An 11,445-nucleotide genomic window follows, 5' to 3' on the forward strand; every position below is an offset into this window, starting at 1 on the left:
TTTACTTTTACCCAAATCATTTTTAAAACAAACCGCCTTCTTTAAGATGCCAAGCGGTGTGCCATTGCTTTTTTATAACCAATCTTGGTATCATAGCCGATACATTTTGATTAAGTAATAATAAAGCAGTTTATGACAACACAGATTGATACTCGTTCGGTGAGCGACTTTACCGAATACGCTTACCTAAATTATGCCATGTATGTCATCATGGATAGAGCGTTGCCGCACATTGCTGATGGACTAAAACCTGTCCAGCGACGCATCGTCTATGCCATGAGTGAGCTTGGATTAAAACATACCGCCAAACCCAAAAAATCCGCTCGTACGGTTGGCGATGTCTTGGGCAAATATCACCCACATGGCGACAGTGCCTGCTATGAAGCCATGGTGCTGATGGCACAGCCGTTTAGTTACCGCTATCCGCTGATTACTGGACAAGGCAACTGGGGCAGTCCTGATGACCCAAAATCCTTTGCTGCCATGCGATATACCGAAGCTAATATGAGCCGATATGCCGATATACTGCTTGGTGAGATTGAGCAAGGCACGGTTGATTGGCAAGACAATTTTGATGGCTCATTGTCCGAACCTGTCACATTGCCCGCCCGCCTGCCTAATATTTTATTAAATGGCACGACAGGCATCGCCGTGGGCATGGCAACAGACATTCCACCGCATAACCTACACGAGGTTGTCAAAGCCTGTATTCGCTTATTAAAAAATCCAGAGCTGTCCACCAAACAGCTTGTACAAACACTGCCTGCACCTGATTTACCAACAACGGCTGAGATCATCACGCCCAAAAACGACATGATCGCCATGTACGAAACAGGCAAGGGCAGCTATAAGATGCGTGCCACTTATCACACCGACCCAAAACAAAACCACCTTGTTATCATCAACGCCCTGCCTTATCAAGTTTCAGGTAATAAAGTTGTCGAGCAAATCGCCAAACTGATGATGGATAAAAAATTGCCTTGGGTTACCGAAATCCGTGATGAATCAGATAACCTTAATCCTTGCCGTATTGTCATTGAGCTTAAAAAAAGCAAGCTTAATATTGATAAAATCATGAGCCATCTATTTGCCAACACCGACCTTGAAACCAGCTATCGGGTCAATATGAATATGATTGGTATCAATGGCAAGCCTGAGGTAAAAAACCTAAAAAGTATCTTACTAGAATGGCTATCGGTACGAAAAAGTGTGGTGATTCGCCGCTTGCAGTATCGTTTGGATAAAATCAATGAACGATTGCACATTTTGGCAGGATTACTGATCGCTTATCTGAATATTGACGAGATTATTGACATCATTCGCACCGCAGAAGACCCCAAGATTGAGCTGATGACACGATTTGGACTCACCCAAACTCAAGCCAATGCCATTTTAGATATCAAACTTCGCCAGCTTGCCAAATTAGAAGAAATTGAGCTAACTGCCGAACACGATCGCCTAGAAGCTGAGCGTCTACTCATCAGCGAGCAGCTAAATAACCCCGAAATGCTCACCAAGCTACTTATTGATGAGCTGACAGCCGATGCCAAAACGCATGGCGATGCTCGTCGCTCACCTGTGGTACAGCGAGCAGAATCCAGTAGCCTAAAAGCAGTGGATTTGATTGCCAGTGAGCCAATTACTGCTATTTTATCTCAAGCTGGCTGGATTCGAGCTGCCAAGGGTCATCATGCAGACCCTGCCGAGATGAACTACCGTACCGGTGATGCTTATTTAACACACGCTTTAGGCAAATCTACCGAGCGGCTTATTTTGGTTGATAATACTGGTCGCAGTTATGGGCTTGATAGCATACATCTACCATCAGCACGCACCCAAGGCGACCCTATTACCAGTCTTTTAAACTTGCCTGCGGGTGCCAAAATTGATCAATTGCTTTTTTATAATCAGACCAATGGTAGCCCAAATGTCTTAATGGCAAGCAGTTTGGGTTATGGATTTATCAATCAGCTTGCAAACTTAGACACTGCCCAAAAATCAGGCAAAAGTAGCATTAATCTTGCTGATGGTGTACTTTTGCCCATTGTTGTCATGCAAGATGATGACAGTTTGGTCGCTGTCAGCTTATCAAATGGTAACCTGCTTATCTTTGCAAGCGATGAGCTACCCAAACTTGCTAAGGGTAAAGGCAATAAGCTTGCCAACCTAAAAGCTGGCGAAACCATCACTGCCATCACAGCTTTATCGGATACTGATGCCTTGGTGATTACAGCAGGTAAGCGTACTTTAACGCTTAATCCTAATGATATCGCCAATTATATTGCACATCGTGCCAACCGTGGCAACCCATTACCAAAAGGTTTTGGCAAAGTCTCCAATATGACAAAGCTTAAAAAAGACACCGAATAACGCTGCGATTTCACCGCCCAAGCCATCTTAAGACCGCTTGGGCAAAATCGGCAGTTTTTATTTGTTAACCCAAACCTGTCTTTTATATTTGCCATAGCAATGGCAAAATCATTGTAATTTTTTAAATAAAAATATACAAAATTCACCTTGTACAAAAAAGCTCTCACAGCATTCAAGTGCAGCACGCCGCTCAGATTTTGCCTTATAGGCGTAAGGCGTCATAGCAATTAAGTTTTTAAGAGCCGTATTATCCAAGTGCATTGGTGCGGTGATATATGCCTGGTCAACCAAACAAAATTCAGGTGCAAGCCTTTGTATGGATTTGTTGGGGTGATGTGCAACTACCGTCTCAAATAACGCTGCACGCATATCATACAAATGATTGGGTGCAGCAACTGCCACCATCAAGTAGCCACCATCACAAAGCACTCGTCGTATTTCATCTTTTGGTAGCGGACTAAAAAAGCTGGTACACACATTCATAGACTTATCAGCAACAGGTAATACAGACCCTGTTGCCACCACCCAAGTGATTTGGTTTGACCCATCAGCTTTAGCGGCAGTCTGAATGGCTGATTTGGCAATATCAAGCCCAATCACATGATCACAAATGCTGCCCAAAGCTTGGGTATAATAACCTTCACCACACCCAATATCAAGTATCGTTTTGGGGCGAATATTTCCAATCATGTTTAAAATTTCTGATTTGAGCGGTTGATAATGCTCCGCTGATAAAAATGCACGCCGTGCTTGCACAGCAGCAGGCGTATCACCAGGATGTTTACTTTTTTTATGTTGTACTAAGTGTAAGTTTACATAACCGCCTTTGGCAACATCAAAACTGTGTTGATTGGCACATTGGTAGGTTTTCTTTGTAAAATTTAGCGATAAATGACAAATTGGACAGATAAGCATGGCATTGAGAATTAAGGAATGTGGCAGATAGTTTAACACAGTTATCAATAAACAAAAGGCTTAAGCGATGTGAGATCACGACGCTTAAGCCAAACACTTATTTTTTACCTGCCAAAATGCCACTTGCAATCACAAGTACGATACCAACCATCGCCATGACGGGTAAGACTTCATCAAAAAATATGACCCCATATAGCATCGAGAGTACCACCACCAAGTAGCCCAATGCTGATACCATAAATTTACGCCCAACCTTGTAGGCATGTGTCATCGATAACTGCCCTATCATCGCAAATAGACCAATACCAAATAAATAAGGTAGCATTTGGGGCTGTATGGGTGTCCATCCTACCACTGTACTGGCGATCGCTGAAATGAGTGTTGCAAGTACTGCAAAATAAAACACAATTCGCCAAGAAGGTTCGCCCAATAAAGACAACTCACGCACCTGTAGATACGCATAGCCTGCCATGGCACCACTTGTCAGCCCAATGAGCGTTGGCAATAGCCCATGTCCAAGGATACTGGGTCTTAAAATTAGCATAATGCCACATAAACCCAACATGAGTGCAAACCAAGTTAGGCGACTGGGAAATTGCTTCAGAAGAATGACTGAAAAAATTGCCAAAAATATCGCTGATGTGTGGCTAAAGGTAATGGCAGTTGCCAGCGGCAAATGCACCAAACCAAAAAAGAACATAAATAAGCTGATTGTACCAGCCAAAGAACGCCAAAAATGTGCTTGTGGATAGCGTGTTGAAAATTGTTTTTTTGTTAGTGCAGCTTGCAGACCTAAAACAGTTGCAGCAAAAACAACACGCCAAAAAACCAACTCATATTCATGCATCTCAAAGCGTGTGCCTGTCATCTTGACCAGCAGTCCCATGATGCTAAAACCAATCGCACCGACTACCATCCAAAGTGAACCTATGACCGAGCCTGTATCGGTATGTGTGGTAATTTTCATGTGATCTTTTTTCATGCGATCTTATCGTGCGACTAATGCTCCCTTGTTGCCCGAAACTCAACCTCTGGATATCGCTCTTGCATGAGTTGTAAATTGACACGGCTGGGAGCAAGATAAGTCAGATAACCACCGCCGTCTACCGACAGCTGGTCGTGGGCTTTTTTCTTAAATTTTTCAAAAGCGACTTTATCATCAGAGTAAACCCATCGCACCGTTGCAATGCTAATCGGTTCAAAGGTGCATTGCACTTTATATTCTTCTAATAATCTGTGTGCCACCACCTCAAATTGTAGCACGCCCACCGCCCCCAAAATCAAATCGTTGTTGATTTGAGGCATAAACACTTGGGTTGCCCCCTCCTCCGAGAGTTGTTGTAAGCCTTTTTGTAATTGTTTGGATTTCATCGGGTCTTTTAGCACCACACGGCGAAACAGCTCAGGGGCAAAGTGCGGAATGCCTGTAAAATTCAAGGTCTCGCCACTGGTAAAGCTGTCGCCAATTTGTATCGTGCCATGATTGTGCAGACCAATGATATCACCAGCATACGCCTCATCTAGCGTCTCACGGTCGCCTGCCAAAAACATGAGAGCGTCCGACACTCGCACCTCTTTGCCAAGACGCACATGGTTCATTTTCATGCCACGCTCGTATTTGCCCGAACATACTCGCATAAAGGCGACACGGTCTCGGTGCTTAGGGTCCATGTTGGCTTGGATTTTAAAGACAAAACCTGTAAAGGCAGGTTCGTCCGCTTTTACCGTCCGCTCTACTGCCACATGGTCTTTTGGGGGCGGTGCGTATTGGGTCAGCACATCCAAAATCATGTTCACACCAAAATTGCCTAACGCCGTACCAAACAGCACAGGCGTTTGACGACCTGCCAAAAATTCACGCTCATCCCAATCTTCATACGCCATTTGGGCAAGTTCAATGTTTTCTATAAATTCATCCCATAAAATCTGCCCAAGCCTGTCCTTAATGTCAGCATGATCATAGCCATCTTTACTCTCAATCTCTACAATTTGTGAACCAAAGCCTTTTTTATAAAAGTAAGTCTTGTTATCCACAAAACTATATACCCCCACAAAGTCCTGACCCATACCAATGGGATAAGCAAATGGCACGCATTTGATTTTTAGGACGCTTTCGATCTCATCAAGCAAGGCAAGCGGATTTTGAATCTCACGGTCAAGTTTATTGACAAATGAGATGATGGGCGTATCACGCATGCGACACACCTCCATAAGCTTAATCGTCCGCTCCTCAACGCCCTTAGCACCGTCAATCACCATAAGGGCAGAGTCCACAGCGGTCAGCGTGCGGTAGGTATCTTCTGAAAAATCGGCGTGTCCTGGGGTATCTAGCAGATTAACCACATGATTTTTATAGGGAAATTGCATGACCGATGTGGTGATAGAGATGCCACGCTCTTGCTCCATGCTCATCCAATCGGATGTGGCGTGGCGGTCGGCTTTGCGTCCACGCACCTCGCCTGCTACCTGAATTGCCTTGCCCCAAAGTAACAGCTTTTCGGTCATGGTGGTTTTACCAGCGTCGGGGTGGCTGATGATGGCAAATGTTCTGCGTTGGTTGATTTCATTGGTTAAATGGGTTGTCATTGCTTGCCTTTTTGTAGATGATGCATACATTGATGTGTACGGTGAGATACAAAAATTAAACCAGTCAAATAAAATGAAAATTATTATACCATAAATCACATCAAGTGATGACACGATTACAGTCGCTTAGGTAGCAACGACATAGTACAAACCATTCATCCAAACACTTGTTTTATCACAACTTAACACGCCAAACCTAAATTTATGCTATAATTTTATCTAAGCCATATTTCACTCTATTTTAATTTAGTATTAGCAATGATTAAGTTACTCAAGGTTATCTTATGAATAAATTTGCCCTTATAATCGCTACCGCTTTAGGTTTATCCGCCTGCGTTGCACCAGTCAGCGACCAAGGTAGTGCAATGATCATTGGCGTGCCTGTTGGCGTGCCTGTTCTTATCGACAAATCCACCCACAACCATCAAGATGACACCGTCCATGTCTGTAAACTCAAGGCATTTACAGATACCTTTACTGCCGAAAATCAGAGCCGTGGCAAGGCTCGCTTGGCAGTTAAGAAAAAATGTCTTGCCGCTAACCATGAAATGTTTTGCCGTGATAACATCATTGAATGTACCGAATATCACTAATCCAAGCCAAAGCCCATCCAAGCGGTGGGCTTTTTGATATCCAATGCCCCAAGCGGTGATTTTTTGGTTATAATATAAAATTCTTCATCCAATTTTTAAATCCAATGACTGCCATGACGAATACCGCTTACCCAAATATTAACAGTATCCCAAGTCTTGCCAAACTGTCCACAGACCAAGTTGATACCACTCGTCCGCCTGTGATTTTGGTAGACGGTTCTTATTATTTATTTCGCTGCTTTCATGGTCTACCACCGCTATCAAATTCTCAAGGATTGCCAACCAATGCCATCCGTGGCGTACTAAATGCACTCAACAAGCTGATTAAAAAATATCATCCCACCCATATGGCAGTTGCATTTGATACCAAAGCGCCTACTTTTCGCCACAATTTATCCGAAACCTATAAAGCACATCGTCCTCCGATGGACGAAGCATTACGCATCCAAATTCCTTATATTCATGAGATGATTGAAAAACTGGGCATTGCACTCATTAAGATTGATGGTTTTGAAGCGGATGATATCATCGGCACATTGGCCTATCAAGCCTGCCAACAAGGCCATCGGGTCATCATCTCCACAGGCGATAAAGACATGGCTCAGCTGGTGAATGATTGTGTCATGCTTGAAGACAGTTTTACTGGCAAGTTGACCGATAACGCAGGTGTGATAGAAAAATTTGGTGTGACCAGTGAACAAATTGCCGATTATCTGGCCTTGATGGGTGATGCGTCTGATGGTATTTCTGGTATTCCTAAAGTTGGTCAAAAAACAGCGGCCAAATTACTCAACGAATACCAAAATATCGATGGCATCTTAGCCAATCTTGCCAATATCAAAGGGGCAGTTGGTAAAAGCATTGCCGACAATCAAGACAGTATTCCACTCAATCGCATTTTAGCGACCATCGTTACCAACCTAAAACTTGCCATAAGCTTTGATGATATTACGCTCGACCACAGCCAAGAAACAACAATCAAGCGTGCACCTGCCTTGTATGCACTCTTTGAAGAATTAGAATTTAAAAAAGAAATGGCTCAAACCGCTCAGCTGCTTAATTTGCCCCATCAGCCAACCGATAAAGCCGTATCTATTGATATCCATGACAACACCCTTTCAAGCCAAACCCCAATACCGCCCATCAAAGATATCTCTTATCACACCATTACAACCCAGCAGGATTTTACCAAACTTTTGGATAAATTAAATCACACGCCCTACTTTGCCATTGACACCGAAACCACTGATATCAATTGGCAACACGCCAAACTGGTTGGCATTTCGGTGAGTACCGCTGATTATGAAGGCTACTACATTCCTGTCGGTCATACAGCAGATTTTGATGTTTTGCTTGATAATCAGTTGCCGATTGATACCGTATTATCAGCATTTAAACCCATTTTGGAAAATCCAAATATCGGTAAAATTGGGCAACACCTAAAGTATGATGCCCATATTTTTAAAAAGTATGGCATCAACATATCTCCTTGGCAAATGGATACCATGCTTGCCAGCTATGTCATCAATGCTGCTGCAACTCGTCATGGTATGGATGCACTGGCTAAGCATTATTTGGGCGTACAGACCACAACTTTTGAAGATGTTGCAGGCAAAGGTGCCAAACAGCTTAGTTTTGATAAGGTCGCCATGGATGCAGCAAGCCAGTATGCATGCGAAGATGCGGATATTACTTTTCGGCTATTTAATAGATTTAATCAACACATCAATCAAGATAAAACGGCTGCCCAACTGTTATACCATCTAGAAATACCTACCGCCCAAATTCTAACCCAAATGGAGCATGATGGTATTTTAATTGATACTGATTTTTTGGGGCAATTATCAGATGAATTTGATAAAAAAATTATGGCACTGCAAATTGAGGCTGAACGCATTGCAGATGAGCCGTTTAATTTGGCAAGCCCAAAACAGCTTGGTGAGATTTTATTTGACAAACTGGGCATTGCAGGCGGCAAAAAAACCAAAACAGGGCAATACGCCACTTCAGAAGCTGTATTATCAAAAATTGAACATCCGCTGATTGATGTGGTACTTGAACATCGCAGCTTATCAAAACTCAAAAGCACCTATACCGATACGCTGGCAAACGCCGCTGATGAGCAAGGGCGAGTCCACACCAGTTACCATCAAGCGCTTACCAGCACAGGTCGCCTGTCATCATCTGATCCAAATCTACAAAATATCCCCATTCGCACAGATACGGGGCGACTGATTCGTGAGGCATTTATCGCACCAAAAGGTCGTATGATTTTGGCAGCAGATTATTCACAAATTGAGCTTAGGCTGATGGCTCATTTTAGCGGTGATGAAAGCTTGATCCGTGCTTTTAATCATAATTTAGATATTCATACGGCAACCGCCGCTGAGATTATGGGCAAAGATATCAGCGAAGTTACACCAAGTGAGCGACGCGCTGCTAAGGCGGTTAATTTTGGGCTATTATATGGCATGAGTGCTTTTGGGCTTGCCAAACAGATTGAGGTTGATCGAGCCGTTGCCCAAGATTATATCAAGCGGTATTTTGCACGATATCCCGCCATTTTAGAGTATATGGAGCGTACCAAGACGATGGCAAAACAGTTAGGCTATGTGCAGACCATTTTAGGTCGTAAACTCTACTCACCTGATATCCAAAGTAGCAATCGTATGATTAAAGATGCTGCCGAGCGTGCAGCCATTAATGCACCATTACAAGGCTCAGCTGCTGAGATTATCAAACTTGCCATGATTGCGGTGGATGAAGTATTACCCAAAGATGATGCCAAGTTGTTACTACAAGTGCATGATGAGCTGGTTTTTGAGGTTGATACTGACAAGGCACATGATATCGGCAACCTGATCAAAACAGCGATGCAAAATGCCCTAACCGATACAGCGAAAAAGCTGGGCTGGGCGGTTGATTTTGCTGTCCCACTCGTGGTTGAAATAGGTATCGGTGAAAACTGGGAGCAGGCACACTAAAGCCATCATCTGAAACCGTACAATGTGCGACTAAATTGGTCGCATATTTTTTGCCTTTTTGTCTGGATGAATTTAATTAATTTAATTTTCGCCAATATAAAAGCAACAAGCTGCATCGTCACCAATGCAGCTTGCTACTTTACATGATTTTACCACCGTAAAATCTATATCCTTATCAACCTTCCATGAATAGCACTTCATCCTTGCCCCAATCCATCAGGGTTCTCCTTTGCTATGGGTATATTATGCAATAAAACCATGCTGATGAAAATACGCCAAAATCGTCAAACTTTGTGCGATATTTCCTACAAAACTCCCAAAGTGCGTAAAATAACTAGGCTTGTACCCATGCACCATCACGCCAAACCAAGGCGAAACGGGTCGCTTTACCGTCTTTTTCTGAACCAACATATTGCTCTTGATTTTTACGGCTCCATCGTAAAATTGTTGGGTTACCAACATCATCTGTATCTGGTGCATCAAACAAATAATAAAATTTTGGCTCAAGCTGATCTTTAATCTCACGAAGTTCACTTAGCTTTGGTGGACGAGTTTCACGAACTTTAGGAAATTTGGATGCCGCCAAAAATAGCCCTGCTGCACCTTCACGCAGCACATAATGGTCATCAAATTTTTGTGAACGCAGCTTGGGCATATCAATGGGTGTCATACGAGGAGGGGCCGCCTGACCATTTTTGAGTACTTTTCGGGTATTATCACACTTTCGGCAAGCAAAATATGCACCAAAACGCCCCGTTTTAAGCTCCATTTGACCATCGCATTTATCACAATCAATGGTCGGTGTATCACTGGTTGCACCCCCAATCTCAAATACACCTTTTTCAAGCACATGACCATCGCAATCAGGGTTATTACCACAGATATGCAGCTTTAGCCCACCGTCGACAATGTAGCCATCCATCGCAGTATTGCATTTTGGGCAACGCTTTTTTTCCATGAGGGCGTTGACCTCTGCTGAATCATCATCAGCATCAAACTCAAATGCCGAAACTGGCATCAAATTTTTGGTACCTTTACAGCGTTCTTTGGGTGGTAGATTATAACCTGTACAACCCAAAAATACACCCGTTGAACCTGTGCGTATCTGCATTGGGCGATGACATAAATCACAGTGAATATCAGGCACATTGGTTGGATTATTAGGACGCATGCCATCGGTGGTCTTGGCATAATCAAGCTTGTGTTTGAAATCATGATAAAATCTGTCAAGCACCGCTTTCCAATCTTCCTCGCCAACCGCCACCTCATCAAGCTTATCTTCAAGCCCTGCGGTAAAGGCATAATCCATCAAATCAGGGAAACTTTCTACCAACCTTTCTGTCACAATATCTCCCATTTTTTCAGCATATAGGCGTTTATTTTCAAGCTTAACATAGCCACGCTCTTGAATGGTTGAGATAATAGACGCATAGGTTGATGGTCGCCCGATACCGAGGCTTTCAAGCTCTTTGACTAAGCTTGCTTCACTGTAGCGAGCAGGCGGGCTGGTGAAATGCTGTGTTGGCAAAATCTCAATCAAAGGCAACTTTTCACCCACTTTAACAGCGGGCAGTAAGATATCATCAGTCTTAGCAGGCGGCTGCACCTTTGTATAGCCATCAAAAACCAAAGTCCGTCCTTTGGCTTTAAGCTCTATATCGCCAGCGGCAACCATCAAATTGACTGACTGATAGCGTGCTGGCATCATTTGGCATGCCACAAACTGCCGCCAAATCAACTCATAAAGACGCTGAGCATCACGCTCCATGCCAGTCAGCTGCGAGGATTTTACCAAAACATGAGAAGGCCGAATCGCTTCATGCGCCTCTTGAGCATTTTGTTTATTACCATAAAAATTGGGTTTTTGGGGCAAATAGTCATCACCAAAATGATCTGTAATGTATTCACGCACCAAATTTAGGGCGTCTTGGCTCAAAAAAGTAGAGTCGGTACGCATATAAGTAATATGCCCTGCTTCATACAAACGCTGTGCCAAA

The 11,445-nt window shown here is 43.4% G+C and carries 7 protein-coding genes; 3 read left to right on the forward strand and 4 right to left on the reverse strand.

Annotated features, from left to right (window positions below):
* The first annotated feature begins 132 nt into the window (after window positions 1–132).
* Window positions 133–2,370 carry a DNA topoisomerase IV subunit A gene (parC, locus tag HMPREF2573_RS06360; protein WP_003658691.1) on the forward strand — a complete coding sequence of 746 codons (2,238 nt, stop codon included), beginning with the start codon at window positions 133–135 and terminating at the stop codon, window positions 2,368–2,370.
* A 108-nt stretch (window positions 2,371–2,478) separates the two neighbouring features.
* Here the strand turns inward: parC and HMPREF2573_RS06365 are convergent, their stop codons facing one another.
* The 3 genes from HMPREF2573_RS06365 to HMPREF2573_RS06375 all read right to left on the reverse strand — a co-directional run bounded on the left by HMPREF2573_RS06365 (window position 2,479) and on the right by HMPREF2573_RS06375 (window position 5,871).
* Window positions 2,479–3,285 (reverse strand): putative RNA methyltransferase, encoded by an 807-nt coding sequence (locus HMPREF2573_RS06365; protein WP_003662660.1) that lies wholly within the window; start codon window positions 3,283–3,285, stop codon window positions 2,479–2,481.
* A 97-nt stretch (window positions 3,286–3,382) separates the two neighbouring features.
* Window positions 3,383–4,267: a DMT family transporter gene (locus tag HMPREF2573_RS06370; protein ID WP_003657107.1), complete on the reverse strand. Its 885-nt coding sequence runs from the start codon at window positions 4,265–4,267 to the stop codon at window positions 3,383–3,385.
* A 17-nt stretch (window positions 4,268–4,284) separates the two neighbouring features.
* Window positions 4,285–5,871: a peptide chain release factor 3 gene (locus HMPREF2573_RS06375; RefSeq protein WP_003657110.1), complete on the reverse strand. Its 1,587-nt coding sequence runs from the start codon at window positions 5,869–5,871 to the stop codon at window positions 4,285–4,287.
* Window positions 5,872–6,155: 284 nt separating this feature from the next.
* On the opposite strand from HMPREF2573_RS06375, the gene HMPREF2573_RS06380 reads away from it, so the two are divergent.
* Window positions 6,156–6,464, forward strand: a complete 309-nt coding sequence (locus tag HMPREF2573_RS06380; RefSeq protein ID WP_003662663.1) for a hypothetical protein — start codon at window positions 6,156–6,158, stop codon at window positions 6,462–6,464.
* Window positions 6,465–6,568: 104 nt separating this feature from the next.
* Complete coding sequence (gene polA, locus HMPREF2573_RS06385; RefSeq protein ID WP_070472934.1) at window positions 6,569–9,448, forward strand: DNA polymerase I; 2,880 nt, start codon at window positions 6,569–6,571, stop codon at window positions 9,446–9,448.
* A gap of 334 nt (window positions 9,449–9,782) precedes the next feature.
* Here the strand turns inward: polA and HMPREF2573_RS06390 are convergent.
* Window positions 9,783–11,445, reverse strand: a 1,663-nt coding sequence (locus HMPREF2573_RS06390) for a DNA topoisomerase (protein WP_210383688.1), incomplete at its 5' end; no start/stop codon positions are given.

The sequence above is a fragment of the Moraxella sp. HMSC061H09 genome (genome assembly GCF_001809255.1).
GTDB lineage: Bacteria > Pseudomonadota > Gammaproteobacteria > Pseudomonadales > Moraxellaceae > Moraxella > Moraxella catarrhalis.

Bases quoted from the DNA above. Each gene is read 5' to 3' on its own strand.
- parC (WP_003658691.1), top strand. From the start codon at position 133: ATGACAACACAGATTGATACTCGTTCGGTGAGCGACTTTACCGAATAC.
- HMPREF2573_RS06365 (WP_003662660.1), bottom strand. From the start codon at position 3,285: ATGCTTATCTGTCCAATTTGTCATTTATCGCTAAATTTTACAAAGAAA.
- HMPREF2573_RS06370 (WP_003657107.1), bottom strand. From the start codon at position 4,267: ATGAAAAAAGATCACATGAAAATTACCACACATACCGATACAGGCTCG.
- HMPREF2573_RS06375 (WP_003657110.1), bottom strand. From the start codon at position 5,871: ATGACAACCCATTTAACCAATGAAATCAACCAACGCAGAACATTTGCC.
- HMPREF2573_RS06380 (WP_003662663.1), top strand. From the start codon at position 6,156: ATGAATAAATTTGCCCTTATAATCGCTACCGCTTTAGGTTTATCCGCC.
- polA (WP_070472934.1), top strand. From the start codon at position 6,569: ATGACTGCCATGACGAATACCGCTTACCCAAATATTAACAGTATCCCA.